This window comes from Glaciibacter sp. 2TAF33, from assembly GCF_052114945.1.
GTDB lineage: Bacteria > Actinomycetota > Actinomycetes > Actinomycetales > Microbacteriaceae > Cryobacterium.
In genome coordinates this window covers 195,904-214,779 of the sequence record NZ_JBFRFS010000006.1, presented here as the reverse complement: position 1 = coordinate 214,779, position 18,876 = coordinate 195,904, and the positions used below count along the sequence as shown (strand labels likewise).

Annotated in this window: 22 protein-coding genes, 1 tRNA gene and 1 pseudogene; 14 read left to right on the top strand and 10 right to left on the bottom strand. The window is 67.6% G+C overall.

The features are described from left to right. Positions 1-21 precede the first annotated feature (21 nt). Complete coding sequence (locus AB4Y94_RS08165) at positions 22-270, top strand: hypothetical protein (RefSeq protein ID WP_441727165.1); 249 nt, start codon at positions 22-24, stop codon at positions 268-270. 27 nt (positions 271-297) lie between these two features. Here the strand turns inward: AB4Y94_RS08165 and mscL are convergent, their stop codons facing one another. From mscL to AB4Y94_RS08150, 3 genes are read right to left on the bottom strand one after another with little or no spacing between them, the layout of a single operon-like run. Further along, positions 298-723 (bottom strand): large conductance mechanosensitive channel protein MscL, encoded by a 426-nt coding sequence (gene mscL, locus AB4Y94_RS08160; RefSeq protein ID WP_441727163.1) that lies wholly within the window; start codon positions 721-723, stop codon positions 298-300. A 16-nt stretch (positions 724-739) separates the two neighbouring features. Then, a complete protein-coding gene (locus AB4Y94_RS08155; RefSeq protein ID WP_441727161.1) occupies positions 740-1,033 on the bottom strand; it encodes an FmdB family zinc ribbon protein in 294 nt (97 codons plus the stop codon). A 48-nt stretch (positions 1,034-1,081) separates the two neighbouring features. Then, the gene (locus AB4Y94_RS08150) at positions 1,082-1,660 is read right to left on the bottom strand and encodes a 5-formyltetrahydrofolate cyclo-ligase (RefSeq protein WP_441727160.1); all 579 of its coding nucleotides are present in this window, start codon (positions 1,658-1,660) and stop codon (positions 1,082-1,084) included. Positions 1,661-1,728: 68 nt separating this feature from the next. Between AB4Y94_RS08150 and galU the strand changes: the two genes are divergently transcribed. The 4 genes from galU (at position 1,729) to AB4Y94_RS08130 (ending at position 5,072) form a co-directional block, all read left to right on the top strand. Next, a complete protein-coding gene (gene galU, locus AB4Y94_RS08145; RefSeq protein WP_441727158.1) occupies positions 1,729-2,652 on the top strand; it encodes a UTP--glucose-1-phosphate uridylyltransferase GalU in 924 nt (307 codons plus the stop codon). A 48-nt stretch (positions 2,653-2,700) separates the two neighbouring features. Then, the gene (locus tag AB4Y94_RS08140; RefSeq protein WP_441727156.1) at positions 2,701-3,375 is read left to right on the top strand and encodes a GNAT family N-acetyltransferase; all 675 of its coding nucleotides are present in this window, start codon (positions 2,701-2,703) and stop codon (positions 3,373-3,375) included. A 69-nt stretch (positions 3,376-3,444) separates the two neighbouring features. Further along, positions 3,445-4,413: a hypothetical protein gene (locus tag AB4Y94_RS08135; protein ID WP_441727154.1), complete on the top strand. Its 969-nt coding sequence runs from the start codon at positions 3,445-3,447 to the stop codon at positions 4,411-4,413. A gap of 586 nt (positions 4,414-4,999) precedes the next feature. Further along, positions 5,000-5,072: transfer RNA gene (locus AB4Y94_RS08130), tRNA-Ala, on the top strand. 103 nt (positions 5,073-5,175) lie between these two features. Here the strand turns inward: AB4Y94_RS08130 and rimK are convergent. Further along, a complete protein-coding gene (rimK, locus tag AB4Y94_RS08125) occupies positions 5,176-6,363 on the bottom strand; it encodes a 30S ribosomal protein S6--L-glutamate ligase (protein WP_441727152.1) in 1,188 nt (395 codons plus the stop codon). Positions 6,364-6,388: 25 nt separating this feature from the next. Between rimK and AB4Y94_RS08120 the strand changes: the two genes are divergently transcribed. The 4 genes and pseudogenes from AB4Y94_RS08120 to AB4Y94_RS08105 all read left to right on the top strand — a co-directional run bounded on the left by AB4Y94_RS08120 (position 6,389) and on the right by AB4Y94_RS08105 (position 9,167). Next, entirely contained in the window at positions 6,389-6,865 is a 477-nt protein-coding gene (locus tag AB4Y94_RS08120; protein ID WP_441727150.1) for an ATP-dependent zinc protease family protein, read from the top strand. A 236-nt stretch (positions 6,866-7,101) separates the two neighbouring features. Further along, positions 7,102-8,229 carry a hypothetical protein gene (locus AB4Y94_RS08115; protein ID WP_441727148.1) on the top strand — a complete coding sequence of 376 codons (1,128 nt, stop codon included), beginning with the start codon at positions 7,102-7,104 and terminating at the stop codon, positions 8,227-8,229. Next, positions 8,226-8,624, top strand: a pseudogene (locus AB4Y94_RS08110) (helix-turn-helix transcriptional regulator); the annotation flags it as partial. The gene AB4Y94_RS08115 and the pseudogene AB4Y94_RS08110, both read left to right, overlap by 4 nt. A gap of 141 nt (positions 8,625-8,765) precedes the next feature. Next, positions 8,766-9,167: a VOC family protein gene (locus AB4Y94_RS08105; protein WP_441727146.1), complete on the top strand. Its 402-nt coding sequence runs from the start codon at positions 8,766-8,768 to the stop codon at positions 9,165-9,167. On the opposite strand, the gene AB4Y94_RS08100 is transcribed toward AB4Y94_RS08105, so the two are convergent. Both AB4Y94_RS08100 and AB4Y94_RS08095 read right to left on the bottom strand, forming a co-directional pair. Beyond that, complete coding sequence (locus AB4Y94_RS08100) at positions 9,164-10,051, bottom strand: metal-dependent hydrolase (protein WP_441727144.1); 888 nt, start codon at positions 10,049-10,051, stop codon at positions 9,164-9,166. The two genes, AB4Y94_RS08105 and AB4Y94_RS08100, sit on opposite strands and share 4 nt — an antisense overlap. Before the next feature lie 116 nt (positions 10,052-10,167). Then, entirely contained in the window at positions 10,168-10,290 is a 123-nt protein-coding gene (locus AB4Y94_RS08095) for a hypothetical protein (protein WP_441727142.1), read from the bottom strand. Between the two features lie 173 nt (positions 10,291-10,463). Here AB4Y94_RS08095 and AB4Y94_RS08090 point away from each other — a divergent pair, with 173 nt between their 5' ends. Further along, entirely contained in the window at positions 10,464-10,703 is a 240-nt protein-coding gene (locus AB4Y94_RS08090) for a hypothetical protein (RefSeq protein ID WP_441727140.1), read from the top strand. Then, the gene (locus AB4Y94_RS08085) at positions 10,703-12,100 is read left to right on the top strand and encodes a dihydrolipoyl dehydrogenase family protein (RefSeq protein WP_441727139.1); all 1,398 of its coding nucleotides are present in this window, start codon (positions 10,703-10,705) and stop codon (positions 12,098-12,100) included. The genes AB4Y94_RS08090 and AB4Y94_RS08085 overlap by 1 nt, the downstream gene beginning before the upstream one ends. Positions 12,101-12,115: 15 nt before the next feature. Here AB4Y94_RS08085 and AB4Y94_RS08080 read toward each other — a convergent pair whose 3' ends face one another. Genes AB4Y94_RS08080 through AB4Y94_RS08070 form a run of 3 tightly spaced genes read right to left on the bottom strand, consistent with a single transcriptional unit; the run spans position 12,116 to position 15,542 of the window. Next, positions 12,116-13,459: a threonine/serine ThrE exporter family protein gene (locus AB4Y94_RS08080; protein ID WP_441727137.1), complete on the bottom strand. Its 1,344-nt coding sequence runs from the start codon at positions 13,457-13,459 to the stop codon at positions 12,116-12,118. Then, positions 13,452-14,651 carry an acyl-CoA dehydrogenase family protein gene (locus AB4Y94_RS08075; protein ID WP_441727135.1) on the bottom strand — a complete coding sequence of 400 codons (1,200 nt, stop codon included), beginning with the start codon at positions 14,649-14,651 and terminating at the stop codon, positions 13,452-13,454. The genes AB4Y94_RS08080 and AB4Y94_RS08075 overlap by 8 nt, the downstream gene beginning before the upstream one ends. A 9-nt stretch (positions 14,652-14,660) precedes the next feature. After that, positions 14,661-15,542, bottom strand: coding sequence for a DUF4349 domain-containing protein (locus AB4Y94_RS08070; RefSeq protein ID WP_441727133.1), 882 nt, complete (start codon positions 15,540-15,542; stop codon positions 14,661-14,663). Positions 15,543-15,697: 155 nt separating this feature from the next. Here AB4Y94_RS08070 and AB4Y94_RS08065 point away from each other — a divergent pair, with 155 nt between their 5' ends. From AB4Y94_RS08065 to AB4Y94_RS08055, 3 genes are all read left to right on the top strand, one after another. Next, complete coding sequence (locus tag AB4Y94_RS08065; protein WP_441727132.1) at positions 15,698-15,919, top strand: hypothetical protein; 222 nt, start codon at positions 15,698-15,700, stop codon at positions 15,917-15,919. 3 nt (positions 15,920-15,922) lie between these two features. Then, complete coding sequence (locus AB4Y94_RS08060; RefSeq protein WP_441727130.1) at positions 15,923-16,819, top strand: alpha/beta fold hydrolase; 897 nt, start codon at positions 15,923-15,925, stop codon at positions 16,817-16,819. A 63-nt stretch (positions 16,820-16,882) separates the two neighbouring features. Continuing rightward, complete coding sequence (locus AB4Y94_RS08055) at positions 16,883-17,875, top strand: aldo/keto reductase (protein ID WP_441727129.1); 993 nt, start codon at positions 16,883-16,885, stop codon at positions 17,873-17,875. Between the two features lie 132 nt (positions 17,876-18,007). Here AB4Y94_RS08055 and AB4Y94_RS08050 read toward each other — a convergent pair whose 3' ends face one another. After that, the gene (locus AB4Y94_RS08050) at positions 18,008-18,823 is read right to left on the bottom strand and encodes an aldo/keto reductase (protein WP_441727127.1); all 816 of its coding nucleotides are present in this window, start codon (positions 18,821-18,823) and stop codon (positions 18,008-18,010) included. Positions 18,824-18,876: the final 53 nt, after the last annotated feature.

Sequence of the window (18,876 nt, the reverse complement as noted above, 5' to 3'; positions counted from 1 at the left end):
TCGACGGGCTAGCCTGAGTAGATGGGCGTCGACAGCGAACCGGACGGACCGCGGCAGTCGGTCGTCAAGGCTCCGGGGCGGGTGCGTCGCGCGAAGCTGACGCCCGCGCCGCACACAGACCCGAGCCCGGAGGCGCCGCGGGAAACGCGCAACGGAACCTCGGCTGATGCCGCGGACGTGGCATCAGCTGCCGGCGCGGCGCACCAGCATGCGTCGAAGCCGGGCGAGAACGATGACCGCCTGCGGCGGGATCGCCCGCCGCACTGGTAGGTCGCGGGCGTTCGAGTGGGGCGGCAGTCAGAGCGTGTGCTTCGGGCCCTGGTTGTTCGAGGCGAGCAGGTCGCGGATCTCGCCCAGCAGGTCGAGCTCGCTGGCGGGGGCGTCGTCGACGACCTCCGACGGCAGGCCGGCGGTGCGGCGGCGCTCCTGGGCTTCCTTCATCCTGTTGATCGGCAGCACGAAGACGAAGTACACCACCGCGGCGATCAACAGGAAGTTGATGATCGCGGCCAGGACCAGGCCGAACGACATCGTCGCGTTCCCGATCTGGACCACCATGGAGTTCTTCAGGCTGTCGGCGTTGAAGATCGCCGCGATGAGCGGGTTGAAGATCCCCTCGACGATCGCGGTCACGACTGCCGTGAAGGCAGCGCCGATGACGACGGCGACCGCGAGATCGATCACGTTGCCGCGCATGATGAATTCTTTGAATCCCTGGATCATGACTGCTACCTCCTGACTAGGACGCGGCAGATGCGACCGCGCCGGTTGACGTGCTTGCCTTTGCGACACTAGTGGAAGGCGCGGTCGTTTTCGCGGCAGGCGCAGTGGCCGCCTTGTCGGTCGAGGACGTGGTCGAACGGGAATCGTTGCGGTAGAAGCCCGAGCCGTTGAACGTCACCCCGATCGACGAGAACACCTTGCGGAGCTTCCCGCCGCAGGTGGGGCAATCGGTGAGACTGTTGTCACTGAACGCCTGGTGGATGTCGAAAGCGGTGTCGCACTCGGTGCAACGGTATGAATAAGTGGGCACTGAATCTCCGTGCTTGGGGGGATCGGCAGGCGGGCGCCTGCCGCAAATCTAGAAGGAAATGATCCGTGTTGGTGTTACCGCGCCGTTCACCGGTTGGTCGTGCACCTCTCGGGGCACGTCGTCAACGACTTCGCTGTCGTACACAACGGCATAGACAGGCGGGCATTTCTCCATTGACCCCAACGTCTTGTCGTAGTAACCCATTCCCCAGCCCATCCGCAGCCCGGTTTTATCCACCGCGGCGGCGGGGACGATGATCAGGTCGACGTCGTTGATGGCGATGGGGCCGAGCAGTTCGCCGGCCGCTTCCGGTACGCCGGCGATGCCCTCCAACTCTTCGTCGCCCTCGCCGACGGTCCAGTCGAGAAGACCGTCGTCTCGGGAGACCGGGAACAGGACCCGGATGCCTTCTGCCTCCGCCCAGTTGAGGAATGGCCGAGTGTTCGGCTCATTCCGGCTGGACAGGTAACAGGAGATGGAGCGAGCGGACAGGTCGAGTGCGAGGCTCTGCAGGTTCTCGGTTATGCCGATCGTGGCCGCGTCCCGCTCGACCGAGGTTAGATTCTGTCGGCGCTCCCGCAGCTCTGCGCGAAGCGCCCGCTTTCGGTGAGCGGTGTCGGAATCCATACAACGATCATAGATGGCGGTCCCGGCCAGCCCTCCGCACGCGAAGGGATGCCGCTAACCTATGGCTCATGACTACTCGCATCTCGAAGGCCGTCATCCCCGCAGCCGGACTCGGCACCAGGTTCCTCCCCGCAACGAAGGCAATGCCCAAAGAGATGCTGCCGGTGGTCGATAAGCCGGCGATCCAGTATGTGGTAGAGGAAGCCGTCGCGGCCGGCCTGCACGACGTGCTGATGATCACCGGGCGCAACAAGAACGCGCTGGAGAATCATTTCGACCGCATGTTCGAGTTGGAGGCGTTGCTCGAACAGAAGGGTGACCGCAACAAGCTGGCCAAGGTGAACGAGTCCACCGACCTCGCCGACATGCACTACGTGCGGCAGGGTGATCCGCGCGGCCTCGGCCACGCCGTTCTCCGGGCGCGTATGCATGTCGGCGACGAGCCCTTCGCGGTGCTGCTCGGTGATGACATCATCGACGAACGCGATGTGCTCCTCGAGCGGATGCTGGAGGAGCAGGAGAAACGAGGCGCCAGCATTGTCGCCCTGCTCGAGGTCGACCCGTCGCAGATCTCGATGTACGGTGCCGCGGAGATCGAGACCACCGACGACCCGGATGTGGTGCGGATCACCGGCCTGGTCGAGAAGCCCGCTGTGGCGGATGCCCCGTCCAACCTGGCCATCATCGGCCGCTACGTGCTTCGCCCCGAAGTCTTCGACATCCTTGAACGCACCCCGCCGGGCAAGGGCAACGAGATCCAGCTCACTGACGCCCTCCAGGAGATGGCGGTGGATGTCGAGGGCACCGGCGGGGTGTTCGGGGTTATCTTCCGCGGACGTCGCTACGACACCGGCGACCGCCTCGACTACATCAAGGCAATCATCCAGTTGGCGGCCGATCGCAAGGACCTCGGGGCGGAACTGCGGCCGTGGCTGCACGATTTCGTCTCAACTCTCGACGCTGAACTCCCCGCCGGCGGCCTCCTCGACTAGATTGGTGAGCACCACCCGGGCCGTGGCCCACGAGTAGACAGGCGCGTTGTGCCGATCGCAATTCCGACGCTGCATGAAGACTCCGTCAGCCTTCGGCCCGTGCGCATCCGTGACGCCAAGGTGCTCGAGCGCGAGCTGATGGAGAACCGTTCCTGGTTGCGGAAATGGGAAGCCACCAGTCCGTACGCGCCGATGTCGTTCGACACGCGGGCCAGCATCCGCAACCTGCTCGCCCATTCGCGCTCCGGCAACGGCCTGCCGTTCGTCATTGAGTACGACGGCGAACTGGCCGGCCAGCTCAACGTCTCGTCGATCACGTGGGGATCGCTCTCCAGCGCGACCATCGGGTACTGGGTGAGTGAGAGGTTCGCCGGAAAGTCGATCACGCCGACGGCGGTTGCGATCGCGACCGACTACTGCTTCTACCAGCTGGGGCTCCACCGGATGGAAATCTGCATCCGCCCCGAGAACGCGCCGTCGTTGCGCGTGGTCGAAAAGCTCGGATTCCGGTATGAGGGGCTTCGGCGCCGGTACATCCACATCAACGGCGACTGGCGCGATCACTTCTGCTTCGGGCTGACTGCCGAAGAACTGCCGCACGGGGTGCTGCGCCGCTGGCGGGACGGCCATGTGCCGGCGGATGCCGCGCGCGTCAACGAAGCCGATCTGGAGGCGGCGTCGCATCCGTTGCCGGTGAACAACCCGCTGAACCGGTCATTCTAGGCGAAACCGGTCGTGACACACCCCCGGTAATGGGAGTGTCCGGGCGCTGTCGCTCCTACGGTAGTGAACATGAGCAGTGAAGCGCTGGGCGGGGGAGTCATGGTGGCGGTCGCCGCTGCCCTCTGGGTGGCGTATCTCATGCCGACATGGTCACGTCGACGGCAATATCTCGCCGTCGAACGGAACGCCGTGCGCCTGCAGCAGACGCTGAGGATTCTTGCCGAAACGGCGGAGGTGCCGGAGCCGGTGCGGCTCGAGGCAAACGCCCGCACGGTCCGCACCCAGCAGAAACTCCTCGCGGAGGCCGAAGAAGCAGCCCGGCTCGAGGCCAAGGCCGCAACGGATGCCGCCCGTGCGGCACGGCGGGCCGCCGCCGCGGCTCGTGCGCCGCTCGTTCTCACCCCCGCCGTCAAGCTGCGACGGCTTCGGAAGTGGCGTGCGCTGTCGTCGATCGTGCTGCTGGCCGGGATCGTGCTCGTGGTCGCCGGCGTGCTCCCCGTCATTCTCAGCGGTTCCTGGCCGATGCTCGCCGCCGGGGCCGTGTCGGCGGTCGCCGCGCTCGTGGCGCTGTCGCGGCTGGCGGTCGCTGCTCGTGCCGCGCGCGTCGTGGTCACCGCTCCGGTTGCCGCTCCCGCGGCCGCCGCACAGCGGTTCGAGCCCGTGCAACTGGAGGAGACGCCCGCTGCCGCCCAGACCTGGACGCCGCAGCCATTGCCGCGCCCGCTGTACCTTTCGCGCGGGTCGATCGCGCAGACCGCGATGGCATCCGTGGACGCCGCCGCGGAGCTCCGCAAGGCCGCCGCGGAGGCCGAGCTGGCCCGCCGCGCGGCGGACCTGGCGGCGCAGACTCCGGTCACGCCGATCGCGCGTCCCGCTGCCCGTGCGGCTGCTGGCGCTGGCGGTGCTGGCCGTGCTGGCGGCGCTGCCGCCGGGGGCGCTGCTCCGAGCCGGTTCGCCTCGATGGGAATCGTCGGCGATACCGAGCCCGGCATGACCGACCTCGACGCTGTGCTCCGCCGCCGTCGTGCCGTCGGATAGCACGAACCGTCCGCCAGCCATCGATCCGCCCGAGCGGGAAGGTGGGGATCCAGCGTGCTGGATCGCCAACGTCTGCCCGGAGTGCGGCGCATACGTCGATGACGTGGCCGTCGGCGTATGCCCCCGTTGCGGCGCTGAACTGCCGGTAGGGGAGTAGGGCCCGCTCGCTCAATGCGCGGCTCTCCGCCGCCGCTCCTGCTCGCGCTGCGGTTTCCTGCTCGCGCTGCGGTTTCCTGCTCGCGCCGCCGTTTCCTCCTCGCGCTGGGGATTTGGCCACCAGGCGTCCGTCGCCCGTCCGTTCGCGCTGGGGTTTCCTGCACGCGCTGAGGGCCTGCCCACCGCGCGTGGTCAGATCCTCAGCGTGAACGGATGCCGGTGCGGTGTCTCTCGGAGTATCTCGGTGCCGCCGGACGGTGCGGGTGCGGCATCCGTTGCCCCTCCGCGTAGCCCGTTGACGCTGAGGTTTCCTGCACGCGCTGAGGGCCTGCCGTCCGCGCGTGGTCAGATCCTCAGCGTGAACGGATGCCGCGGAAGGCGTTCGCGGAAAACTCGGGTCGCCGCGCATGATATTCTGCATAAGCAGTTTGGGGCTATGGCGCAGTTGGTAGCGCGTCTCGTTCGCAATGAGAAGGTCAGGGGTTCGAATCCCCTTAGCTCCACAAACGCAGCACGAACAGTAGGGACCGACCCGCCGGGGCCGGTCCCTACTGTGTTAAGTGTCAAGGCTCCAGGGAGTGTGCGCCCGTCCGAACGACAGGCCACTCAGCTCTCGATGACCGGCTGCTTCGGGAGCTTTCGCACCTTGGCGCGCCGGCGTCGGTTGGGGATCATCGAACGCATCTCCTCGAGCTTCCCGAAGCAGAGCAAGCGGTCGCCGGCCTGCAGGACCTGACTCTGGCGGGGGTTCGGGATGACAGTCGTTCCGCGGTGAAGCGTCAGCACGGTGATATCGCGCTCGGGGAGTCCGGATTCCCCCAGCGCCTTCCCGATGACATCCGCTCCGCCGTGCACCACCAGCTCAGCCACGCCGTAACCGGTCGAGACGGCGAGCCGCTGGCGCACGTCGATGTCGGGGAACGCGACCTCGTTCGAGATGTAGTCGATGATCGCGCCGGCGACGTCGAGTTTCGTAGCCGATTCAATGCCTTCCAACCCGGGAGACGAGTTCACCTCCATCACGAGCGGACCGTCATTGCCTTCGAGCATGTCGACGCCGGCGACCTTGAGCCCCATGATCTGGGCGGAGCGTACGGCAATCCGTTCATACTCCGGCGTCAAGTCGACCGGTTCGACCGAGCCACCGCGGTGCACGTTGGAGCGGAACTCGTCGCCGTTCGCCTTCCGTCGCATTGCGGCGACGACGCGATCCCCGACCACGAGGGCACGGATGTCGCGGCCCCGGCTTTCGGCGATGAACCGCTGGATGAGGACGTTCTGGTTGGTCGAGTGCAGTGTCTCGATGATCGCCTCGGCGACGTTCGCCTCGGGCGCGAGGATCACCCCGATGCCCTGGGTTCCCTCGAGCAGCTTGATGACCACGGGTGCGCCGCCGACGAGCTCGATCGCCGCACGCACATCGGCCCGGTTGCGCACGAAGGCCGTGGCCGGCATCCCGATGTTGTGCCGGGACAGGATCTGCGTGGCCCGGAGCTTGTCGCGGGCGTTACTGATGCCGTTGGCTGTGTTCGGGGTGTAGACATCCATCTGCTCGAACTGGCGCACCACCGCGGTTCCGAAGTACGTGATCGAGTTGCCGATCCGCGGCAGGATCGCGTCGTAGCTCGACAGCGGGCGCCCACGGAACTGCAGGTCAGGCTCCGGTCCGGCCAGGTCGATCGCGAAACGGAGCGTGTTGAGCACTTTCACCTCGTGTCCACGCTGCGCTGCCGCTGCGCGTAACCGCTGCGTCGAATACGAGTGCGGGGCGCGCGAAAGGATGGCAAGTTTCATGGGGTGCCCCTGAGAAGATGGTGGAATGACACAACCTTCCCATTCAATCACCATCGCCGGGTGGCGCGAGTGGGTGAGCCTCCCTGGGATCGAGGTGCCGTGGATCAAGGCGAAGCTGGACACCGGCGCGCGCACCTCTGCGATCCATGCGTTCGACATCGAGGAGTCCGGGGCCGCGGGCTCCGAGCGGGTGCGGTTCTGGGTGCATCCCTGGCAGGAATCGGCCGAGGATGCGGTCATGGTCGAGTGCTTGATCCACGACCGACGGACCGTGCGCAGTTCCTCCGGGCACGAGGAGGAGCGGATCGTCGTGCTCATGGATGTCGCCATCATGGGGCGCACCGTCCCAGCCGAGATGACGCTCAGCAACCGAGACTCGATGGGCTTCCGGATGCTCATCGGACGTGAAGCCCTGCGTCAGGGCTTCATCGTCGACCCCGCCCAGTCATTCCTCGGCGGACGCGCACCCCGACTGGTGAGCCGGGCCAACCGGGGCCGTTGAGCCCCTGCTGACTGCGGCGGGTGCCGGTATCCGGAGCGCCCGCGGGCACGCCCGACTCGCGCTTGCGCGCAACTCCTGCAATTCGGGCCAAGAGCTGTGGAAAGGGCCGGACTTTGCGGGGCACCTCTGCCCAGGTCGGAATTCCAGCAGGAGTTATGCGCGCGGGGCACAGCAGACCGCATTCGGGCAGACCGCATTCGCGGGGGAGTGTCAGAGGGCGCGCCTAGCCTGAAAACGTGACTGAGACAGACGGCAGCGACAACCGCACCGGCGGCGGCGGGGCAGTCGTGCGCTTCCGGTGCGGCCATGGCGCCGCACCGGAAGAGGCGCGTGTCACGCTGCAGCGGTCGTGTCCCCTCTGCATGCTGCTGGCCGAGACCAAGCGCAGCCGAGGGCAGCTGCTGCGGAAGGCGGCGCCCGCCAAGCGGGGCGCCCTCGCGGCCGAAACCCGGATCGGCGCCGAGTACGAGTGGATCTGTGAGCGCGGCCACTCCCGTTACGCGGCGAGCGTCATGGACGTGCTCACCGGTCCCGGCTGCCCGAAGTGCTGGGCAAACGCCCAGGCGCCGTCCGCTCGCCACGAGGGCGGCGTGGCCTTCATGAAGCCCGGGCTGAAGACCCGCACCTCCGCGACTGAGCAACGGCTTCGTGCGCTCCTCGGCGAACGGATCACACTCCCGCACCGGGTGAACGCGATCCGGATCAGTCGCACCTTCTACGGCAAGCCGGAGGTCTGGCCCGACATCATCATCGCCGCCCTGCGCATCGCGGTCGAATACGACGATCCCGGCCGGGACCGCACCGCTCACCGCGGCATGAAGGAAGTCTCCGACCTGGAGAAGGATGCCGCGCTCGCCGAGGTCGGCTGGGATGTCATCCGGGTGCGCGGCGGCGGCCTCGCCGAACTCGGCCCGCACAGCATCGTCTGCACCGCCATCACACCCGCGATCGTCGACGGGATCATGGGGATGTTGCGTGAACTCCGTGGCGACGACGCGGTCGACCGCATCCGCGTCGCCCCCACGACCCTTGAAGCCAGGTCCGAAACCACGAGCTTTGAAGGCAGGTCCGAAACCACGACCTTTGAAGGCAGGTCCGAAACCACGAGCTTTGAAGGCAGGTCCGAAACCACGAGCTTTGAAGGCAGGTCCGAAACCACAAGCTTTGAAGGCAGGTCCGACACCACGAGCTTTGAAGGCAGGTCCGACACCACGAGCTTTGAAGGCAGGTCCGACACCACGAGCCTTGAAGGCAGGTCCGACACCACGAGCTTTGAAGGCAGGTCCGAAACCACGAGCTTTGAAGGCAGGTCCGAAACCACCACTGGAAGGAGCCCCGACGACGATGCTACTTTTGAACCATGACCCCGGAAGGCCTCGCCAACCTTGCACACCTGCGCCGGGCACGTGATCTGATCGATCGGGACTACGCCCTGCCGCTCGACGTGCCGACCATGGCCAGTCGCGCGTTGATGTCGCCGGCGCACTTCTCCCGCCAGTTCCGTGCGGCCTATGGGGAATCGCCCTACAGCTACCTGATGACCCGCAGGATCGAGCGCGCGATGGCGCTGCTCCGCGCCGGCGTGAGCGTGACGGATGCCTGCATCGCTGTCGGATGTACCTCGCTCGGCTCGTTCAGTTCCCGCTTCACCGAGCTGGTGGGCCAGACCCCGAGCGCCTATCGGGCCGGAGAGCACCACGCCGTGTCCGCCATGCCGGCGTGCGTGGCCAAGCAGCACACCCGGCCGAGGCGAGCCGGGCCAGCCGTGCGACGGGAAGGCACCCCGGTCCACAATTCTCAGGCGACTCCCCACGGCGCGACTCCCCACGGCGCATCGCCCCACCTCGCACCGAGCAGGATCGAAGAAGCGACGCCCGACGCTGCTGCCTAGAGTTGCACCATGACAATCCAACTCCAGTACTGCAACATCACCGTGAACGACCCTGAGGAGTCACTGGGCTTCTATCGGGACGCGCTCGGCCTCGAGGTGACGAACGACGTGAAGTCAGGCGACGACCGATGGGTGACTCTCGGCAGCGCCAGCCAGCCGGGCGTGGAAATCGTGCTCTCCGCGCCGCACGCCGGCCGGTCCCAGGCCGATGGCGACGCCATGCAGGAGCTGCTCGCCAAGGGGTCGCTTCCGATGCTGGTCTTTCGCGCCGACGATCTGGACGGCACCTTCGACAAACTGCGGGAGTCAGGTGCCGAAGTGTTGCAAGAGCCGATCACACAGCCGTGGGGACCCCGCGATTGTGCCTTCCGCGACCCCTCCGGCAACACGGTGCGGATTTCCCAGAGTTAGGCGCTCGCGCCGACGGATGTGTCCATCGTCAGCACGGTCGTCCCGTCGGCGTCGGCCGTCGAGAGCACCACGGTGAGGCCGCCCTCCTCGCCCAATTCCCCGAGCGAGTTGAGGTGAGTGCCGCCGCACGGGATCCTCGCCGTCCCGTCCGGCAGTTCGCACACCCACTCGCGACGGTCTGTGAGCCCGTCAGCGGAGCGTTCCACGCGCACCGGGGCATTCGTCGCGAGCCAGGCCGCCAGCGTCGTGTTGATCGCCTGCTGGACCTGGGCCAGGGACTCGACGAGGCCGTCCGTGACGAACCCCTTCTTGCGCAGCGACTTGCCCAGCCGGTAGGTGTCGGTGGATCCGTTCTCGCGGATCAGCGAGACGTCGTTGGCGACGCCGTCGAAGTCGGGCTGGCCGAGCCCGTCGGCACGCACGTCCTTCTTCCACCGGTCGGCCACCGCCCGGTTGAGGGCGAGCGAGGCGAGGTGGCACGCGGTGTGGCCGGCCGAGGTGCGGTGCCGGAACAGCGGGTCGACGGTGACGACGACGGCGTCACCCTCCGCCAGCGACGCACTGTCGGCGACCACGTGCACGACCACGAACGCCCAGCCGTCGGTTCCCTTGGGCACCGGTACCTCGCGGCCGAGGTAGAGCGCCGATCCGTCCGTCGCAGCGACGAGGCAGTCCACGACCGGCAGTTCCAGCGGGCCGGACACGATGACGCCCCGATCGGGACCCTGGTCGGGCCAGCCGGCGTCGACCGGATGCGCACTGGTCGCGTCGAGCACAACGCCGACGCGGCCGTGGGGCAGGGGCTCCACGTGCAGCACGGTCGCCGCCGTCGTGACCGAACCGGCCGGGTAGTCAACGCGGGTGGCACGGGTGGGAAGGGTCATTCGGGCTCCTGACGAACGGCGGCGACAAACGGAGGGGCGACTGGCGGCATTAAACGAAGCGCTGCCCGCCACTTTATAGTGGCGGGCAGCGGTTTCGATCTGAGAAAGGGCAGCGGTCAGCGCTTCCGGGCCTTGACGGAGGTTTCGCTCTCCTTGGCCTTCTTCTCAGCGCGCTTTTCCTTCAGTGAACTGGCGGCAGCTTTCTTGGAAGCGTCCTTCTTGGGTGATTTGTCGGCCATGTGCACTCCTTCGTCCGAGCTGGACTAGATCCAGTCCCTCGACCATAGCTGGCTTCACTGGAAAGAGCATCTTCTCGTTTGGGCTCTGGTCACACGCGTGCCCCGGTCGTAGGCTGCTCTTGACGGGCGCCTCCCCGAATGGACCGCCGCGACCCACGAAAGGCAGGATGACTGTGAACGACAACGCCACCTACCGAGCGGTCCTCTTCGGGCCCGGCACGATCGGCTCTGGTCACGAAATGGAACTCCCGTACGTCGATGGTGCTTATCAAAAGGTCGTGGTGATCGATGCGGTCGAGAACGGTGAAACCATCAGCCGCACCTATCGGCTGGGTCACGTCACCGACGAGCCGATATCGTACCGATTCGTCGAGGAGGACGACACCGGCGGGGAAGCCGACGTTCCCAACTGATGCCGGCCGGTCCCGAGGTCGAGGACTTTGACCTGGTCATTGTCGGCGGCGGCAAGGCCGGGAAGACTCTCGCCATGGACCGTGCCAAGGCCGGCAGGCGCGTCGCCCTGGTCGAGCAGAAGTGGATCGGCGGCACCTGTATCAACGTCGCCTGCATCCCCACCAAGACGCTGGTCACGAGCGCCCGGCTGATCGGGGTCCTCCGGCGCGCCGCGACCCTCGGCGTCCGAGTGGATGGCGCAGAAGTGGATCTCGCGCTCCTCCGCGCCCACAAGGAGGGCGTGGTCTCCGACATGGTGACCATGAACCACGACCTTTTCGTCGCCAGCGGCATGGACTTCATCATGGGCGACGCCCGCTTCACCGGCCACCGGACGGTCCTGGTGACAACGGACGCCGGCGGCCAGCGTCTCTTGCGCGGCGTGCACGTGGTCCTGAACATCGGCACTCGGCCGAAGCTGCCGTCGATTCCCGGACTCGACACGATCACGCCCATGACAAGCGAGGACGTACTGCGGCTGGAATCGATCCCACAGCGGACCGCGCTGATCGGGGGCGGACCGGTGGGGTGCGAATTGGCCCAGATGCTGCAGGCGTTCGGCAGCCGGGTGACGATGCTGGTGCGTGGCGATCGGCTGCTGGCTTCCGAGGAGCCGGAGCTCTCCGCCGCGGTGTTGGCGTCGTTCCGCGCCGACGGGATCGACGTGCGCCTGGGCGCGGCAGCGGCATCCGTTGCCGCGGTCTCACCCGGTGTCGGCGTGGCACTGACACTCACCGACGGCACCACCCTCGAAGCGGATGAGCTCGTGGTCGCGACGGGACGCACACCGGTCACCACCGGGATCGGCCTCGAGCTGGCCGGCATCGACCTCGACGATCGTGGGTTCGTCGTCGTGGACGAAAGCCTGGCGACGACCGCGACGCACACCTGGGCCGTGGGTGACGTGACCGGCCACGTGGAATTCACCCACGCCTCGTACGACGACTACCGAATCGTCAAGGCGAACATGGCGGGCGGTGACCGAGTGACGACGGGGCGGCTGATTCCCGCGGTCACCTTCGTCGAACCGGAGCTGGCACGGGTCGGCCTCACCGAGGCCGAGGCGCTCGCCGCCGGACACCGGGTCAGCGTCACCGTCCAACCGGTGATCGCCGTTCCACGGTCCCGAACGCTCCGCCAGACCGAGGGACTGTGGAAGATCGTGGTCGACCAATCCACCGATCGCATCCTGGGCGCCTCGCTGGCCGGGGCCGGCTCGGGCGAGGTGATCGCAGTCATCCAGACCGCGATGCTCGCGGGCGCGCCGTACACACTCCTCCGCGACTCGATCTTCGCCCACCCGACCATGGCCGAAGGACTGAACACGGCATTCGGGGCGCTGACCCCCGTCACGTGACGGTCGGCCGAACAGCTAGATGCGCTTGGACGGCCCGCGGCCGAGTCGCACCGGCAGCGCCATCAGCGGGCCGATGAAGCGGCGCTGCAGCCGCCGCGCCGGACCCCACACATACTGGACGAGGTACTGGGCCAGGATGGCCCCGGCCGCCAGCGCACCGGCGACCGCGCCCGCGGTGAGCAGGCTGAGGAGGCCGGCGATGTTCCCCTCCGAGAGCTGCAGCAGCCCGCGGAACAGGATCAGCCCCGGCACCAGCGGCACCAGCGCCGACACCACGATCACCAGCGGCGGGGTGCGCACGATCCGAGCGGCGACCGCCGCCAGCAGGCCCACTCCGATGGCGCTCAGCGCCGACGCCCAGACCAGTCCGAACTCCGCGCCGATCCCGGCCAGGTAGAGGAACTCCGCCAGCGCCCCGAGCAGGCACACCACCCAGAACGCGCGCCACGGCACCTGGACGGCCAGTGCAAAGCCGGTCACAATGACAACGGATGCCGCCAGCAGCATGGGCAGGTCGGCGAGGGTCAGCAGCGCGGAGACATCCACCTTCAACCGGAGGCCGAACCGGCCGAGCAGCAGCCCGGAGCCGGCGACACCGGTGACCAGGCCCGCGGTGATCAGCACGGCCTCCATCATTCGTGCGGTCCCGGTGACGTAAAAGCCGGACAGGGTGTCGTGCACCGCGCCGAACGTTGTCACACCGGCCAGGAGCATGATGATGGTCGCGATCACGACGATGGACGGTGACGCAGTCGGATCGACCAGCTGCACCAGCGCCGCGACGATCGGGCCGATCGCCCCGCCGACCACCGTCTGGTAGAACACCGGAACCTTCCGGTTCGCCAGTGCCGACGTGACCAGGTCGACGAAGAAGGTGGCGATGAACGCCGCAACCACGACCACCGGCCCGCCGCCGATCAGCACCGCGGCACCAGCGCCGACCAGGCTCCAGCCGATGCGGCGCACGAGCGGCGGAACCGGCGGCTTGGAGCTGACGATCACCGCGAGCCGCTTGCGGGCATCCGCTACATCGATCGGTTCCTCGATCAGGTCGGCGATGAGCTCGCTGGTCGCGGTCAGCTTGGAGTAGTCGAGGGTGCGGTATTTCACGTTGCGGCTGCGGCTGATGACCTCGTGTGTGACCGGATCCTCCCAGGTCAGCGCGAGCAGGGTGTGGGTGATGTCGGCCTCGGTGCCCTTCAACCCGTAGGCGCGGGTGACGGCGAGCATCGCCGCGGTGGCGTCCTCGGCGCCCGCGCCGGCAGCGAAGATGACCTCGGCCATGCGCATGGTGAGGTCGAGGACGGAGCGGGTGTATGCGGGATCGATGACCGGGATCGAGCTGGTCGGTTCAGCCATCGAGCGGGCCCAGCCAGGCCGTGGCCACCGTGGAGTGCGCCGATTCGGCGTCGGAGGGGTGGAAGATCCCGGCCAGCACGTCCCGGTAGAGGCGTCCGAGCTCGTTGCCGGCGAAGTAAGACGACCCGCCGCTGACCCGCAGCGCCTGGTCGACCACGTACTTCGCGTTCTCGGTGGCGCGGTGCTTGAGCCCGGCCAGCAGGGCGAACCACTGCGAGCCGTGGTCGACGCCGGCATCGACGTCGCCGGCCAGGGTGCTGATCTGCGGGTAGATGCCGTCCATCGCCATGGCGGCGTCGGCGATCCGCCAGCGGATATCCGGATCCTGCGCCAGGGTTCGCCCGTCGTTCTTCATCGAGGTGCGCCGCCCCGCGGCCTCAACGGCCAGTTCCACTGCCCGCCGGCCGATCCCGGTGTACACAGCGGCGAGGAGGATCTCGAAGTTCGCGAAGATGGCGAAGATCAGGGGGTCCGGGTTGGGGCCGGGGTCGAGCCTGCGGAACACGCGTTCCGGTTGGGCATGGGCGCCGTCGAGAACGGTGGACTGGCTCTGGCTGGCCCGCATCCCGAGGGTGTTCCAGTCGTCCTTCGCGGTGACGCCGGGGTCGTCCCGGTCGACGAACGCCCAGACGATCTTCGGCGCGTCGGGTGAACTGCTGTCCAGGCCCATGGTGCCCAGCCGCGTCCAGGCCGGGGAGAGCGAGGTGAAGACCTTGGTACCCGTGAAGCGGTAACCGCCGTCGGGCTGCGGGGCGGCATCCGTTTTCGACCCGAAGAGCACCAGGTCGTTGCCGGGTTCGCTCACCCCGAAACCGAAGACCTCGCCGGTGCCGGCCTCGTGCAGCAGCCACGAGAGTGCGTTGTCGCCGCGGTCGTGCAGCGTGGTGGCGACGCCGGTCCAGACCAGGTGCATGTTGACGGCGAGGGCGGTTGCCGGGGCGGCGGACGCCAGGCGGGTCTGCTCGGCGGCGACCCGCTGCAGGCTGAGCCCGAGGCCGCCGTACTCGATCGGCACCAGCGCCCGGAGGTATCCGGCGGCGGCCAGTTCGGCGAGGTCCTCGTCGAAGAAGGCGTTGTCGGCGTCATACCCGGCGGCGCGCGAGCGGATGCGGCCGAGCAGTTCGTCGCTGAGCAGGTCGTGGTCGGGCAGTTCGAGACGGGGCAGCGGGTTGGCGGGCGGGAGGGAATTCACCCTTCCAGCCTAGGCTTTCGTGGACTCCGAGGCGGCGCGCCGTTCGGCGTTCCGCTTGCGGGTCGATGCCCAGACGATGGCGGCCACGATTAGGCCGGCCAGGGCCAGCGCCACGATCCACGGCAGTGCGTAGCCGAAGGCGACGGCGAACCCGCCGAGCGTCGCGACGAAGGCATTCCAGCCGGCGACGATGGCGGTCCAGAAGTTGTCGGGGGCCCCGGGAGCGATCGTCCCGGTGGAGTAGAGGTCGAGGCCGATCGTCGAATAGTCGATCTGGTCGCCGATCGCGGTGCGCTGTGACTGCATGCTTTCGAGGTTGGCTTGCCGCTCGGAGAGTGCGCTTTCGATGGCGATCAGGTCGGTGGTGCTGGTCGCCTTGGACATCAGGTCGAGCAGCCGGTCGACCGAGGTTTGCAGTGCGCTGATCCGGGCGTCCAGGTCCTGGGTCTGCTGGGTCACGTCTGACGCGTTCAGGGAGACGAAGTTGACGGTGCCGAGCTTCTTCAGTTCGGTCAGCGTTCGGTCGAGGCTGTCCGCCGGGATCCGGAGGGTGAGGTTGGCGCTCGCCGGCTGGTTCGGGGTTCCCGGGTTCTCGGTGCGACTGTCGATGCGGCCGCCGGCCCGTTCGGTGATCCTGACGGCGTCCTGTGCGGACCTGATCGGGTCGTCCACTGTGAGCGAGACCTGGCCGGTGGTGACCACGTCACGGTTCGCCGCCGGCAGGTCCGCCGCCTCACCCTGGACGACGCCGGGGGTGCCCTTGCCGCTGTCCGGGGCTTGGTACGGCGTGACGACCTGGCCACCCGAGGTGGCGGTCTGGGCCCCTGACGTGCATCCGCTGAGCAGCAGGGCGGAGAGCATGACCGCGGTGAGGGCAAGGGTTCGCTTCATGACGCAACCATAGGGCTCGGCCGGAGGCCAGAGTCTGGACGGAGTCTGGGAGTCGCATCACAATAGGGTCTCGGCTCGGGGTAGTCAACGTAGGGTCGGATCGCCGGCCATGCTCGCCCGGTCGGCGCCAATGGGAAGAATACTGGAGGACGATCATGGGATTCGCAGACGACGCCAAGGACGCACTCGACGCCACCGGAAAGAAGATCGGCCGCTCGCTCGATGACGCCAGGGAGCGCATCGAGGACAAGGTCGACGAGGTGAAGGCCGACGCCAAGGTGCGCCAGGCCGAGAGCGACGTGAAGCGCGCTGAAACCGAGCGCGATGTGACCTACGCCAAGAACGAGTTCAAGGAAGATCTCCGCGACGATAATTGACGCATGAGCTGGTGGGTGGAGCGGATGGCGTGGGTGCGCCGCCTGCGCCGCCGCCCGCTCCTGCTGCATGTCGCGACGGATGCCGGGACCGGCCCGGTGGTGATCCTCGTCCACGGCATCGCGTCGTCGTCGGTCACGTTCGCCCAACTCATCCCCAGGCTGACGCCGCACCACCGCGTGATCGCCGTCGACATTCTCGGCTTCGGCAACTCACCGGCACCGGCCGATTGTGAGTACACGCTCGAGGACCACGTCGCGTCGCTGACCGCGACCATCCACTCATTGAACCTGGCTGAGCCGTTCACCCTGGTCGGCCATTCACTCGGCAGCCTGATCGTGAGCCGGTTCGCGGCCATGCGGCGCACCCGCGGGTCGCGGCGCACCCGGGTCTCACACCTCGTGTTGGTCGGGCCGCCGATCTACCTCTCGCCGGCCGATGTCGGGGACCGACGGGTGCGGGCCGGGATCACGGCGTACCTGCGCGCGTATAACTTCATCCGGGCGAATAAGGAATTCACGCTCAGCAACGCGGCGATCATCGCCCGGTTGCTGCCGAAGGGCATCTTCGAGATCACCGAACGCAACTGGACGCCGTTCGTGAAGTCGATGGAGCACTGCATCGAGTCCCAGACCGTCATCTCCGACATCGCCGTAGTGCAGGTTCCGGTCGACGTCGTCTACGGCGCGCTCGACGCGTTCATCGTGCCGGGCAGTATGTCGGTGATCGAACGGATGCGTCACGTCACCATGCACCGGGTGGAGGCCAACGACCACTTGGTGCGCAAGCGGCTGGCGAAGGTGGTCGCCCGCGTGATCGACGGCCCGCCGCCCCCGCCCTCTCTTCCTTCCCCTTCCCCCTCCGCCGAAAACGCAGTAGATGGGGTTATGCGCGACGTTTAGGCCCAACTACTGCGTTCTCGCGCGCGGTTTTCGTGAGCGGATGCCCGTGGCTAGGCTGGGCGGATGCAACAGCGCACCTTGGGCCGTACCGGCCGCACCGTATCCGTGATCGGCCTCGGCACCTGGCAGTTGGGAGCGGACTGGGGCGACGTCAGCGAGGGCGCCGCGGAGGCGGTCCTCGCCGAGGCCGCCGAGTCCGGCATCACCTTCTTCGACACCGCAGACGTCTACGGCGACGGCCGGAGTGAGCGGGTGATCGGGCATTTCCTAGGCCACCACACCGACGCGGAGATCACCGTCGCGACCAAGATGGGCCGCCGCGTCGACCAGCTGGCGGAGAACTACGTGCTGGCGAACTTCCGCGCGTGGACCGACCGCTCCCGCCGGAACCTCGACACCCAGACCCTCGACCTCGTGCAACTGCACTGCCCGCCGACGGCCGTGGTGGAGTCGGGCGAGGTGTACGACGCCCTCGACACGCTGGTCGACGAAGGCGTGATTGCCAACTACGGTCTCAGCGTCGAAACCGCCGACCAGGCGCTCGCAGCTATCGCCCGCCCGAACGTGGCGACGGTGCAGATCATCCTGAACGCGTTCCGGCTGAAGCCGCTGGACGCCGTCCTGCCGGCCGCGATCGGAGCCGGCGTGGGCATCATCGCCCGGGTGCCGCTGGCCAGCGGGCTGCTCACCGGTAAGTACACCCGGGACACCACCTTCGCGGCCAACGACCACCGCAACTTCAACCGGGATGGCAGCCACTTCGACGTCGGCGAGACGTTCTCTGGCGTCGACTATGAGACGGGTCTGGCTGCTGCAGCCGAGTTCGGGGCCCTCGTCGACCGCGAAGCCCCTGGTCTCACACCGGCGCGTGCCGCCCTGGCCTGGGTGGCGCAGCTCGACGGGGTGAGCTCGGTCATCCCCGGGGCGCGTTCGGTGGAGCAGGCCCGCGCCAATGCCGAAGCCGGCGCGGTGGAAGCGCTGAGCCCCGCGTTCACCGTCGGCGTGCGCGACATCTACGACCGGCTGCTGCGGGAGCAGATCCATCCGCGCTGGTAGCCGTCGCCCCTCCGCCGAGAACGCACTTGTTGGGTTTATGAGCGTCGTTTAGACCCAACAAGTGCGTTCTCGACGAGGTGGGGCGAGCCTGTGGGGCGGGCCTGTGAGGCGGGGAGATGCGGGCGGGGGAGGTCAGTCGAGGTCGTCGGGGTCGCGGCCGGTGCGCTCGTCGGACTCCAAGGCGGCGATCATAGCCATGTCGTCGCCGTCCAGGCTGAAGCCGAAGACGTCGAAATTCTCGCGGATGCGACTCGGCGTCACCGATTTGGGGATCACGATGTTGCCGAGCTCGAGGTGCCAGCGGATCACCACCTGCGCCGCCGACTTGCCGTGCTTTGCGCCGAGTGCATCGAGGATCGGGTTGCCGATCGCCCGCCCGCGCGCCAGGGGCGACCAGGCTTCGGTACGGATGCCGTGGGCCGCGTCGTAGGCGCGGGTCTCGGACTGCTGCAACCACGGGTGCAGTTCCACCTGGTTGAGCACCGGCACGACGTCGGTCTCGTCGAGCAGCCGGTCGAGGTGGTGCGGATGGAAGTTCGACACCCCGATCGAGCGCACCAGCCCGTCGGCGCGCAGCTTCTCCAAGGCACGATAGGTTTCCACATAGCGGTCCTGCTGCGGTGCCGGCCAATGGATGAGGTAGAGGTCCACGTAGTCGAGGCCCAGCTTGCGGCGGCTCACCTCGAAGGCGCGAAGGGTGTTCTCGTAGCCCTGGTCGCTGTTCCACACCTTGGTGGTCACGTACACGGCGTCGCGGGGGAGTCCGACGCGGGCGATGCCGCGCCCAACACCGGCCTCGTTCTCGTACAGTGCCGCAGTGTCGATGTGGCGGTAACCGGCGTCCAACGCGACCTGCACGGCCTCAGCGGCCGCAGCATCCGCGATCTTGTAAACACCCAGCCCGAGCTGGGGAATCGTGTGTCCGTCGTTGAGGCTGAGCGAAGTCATGTCCCCATCTAACCCGCCTCTGTCCGCCGAAAACGCACTTGTTGGGGTTATCC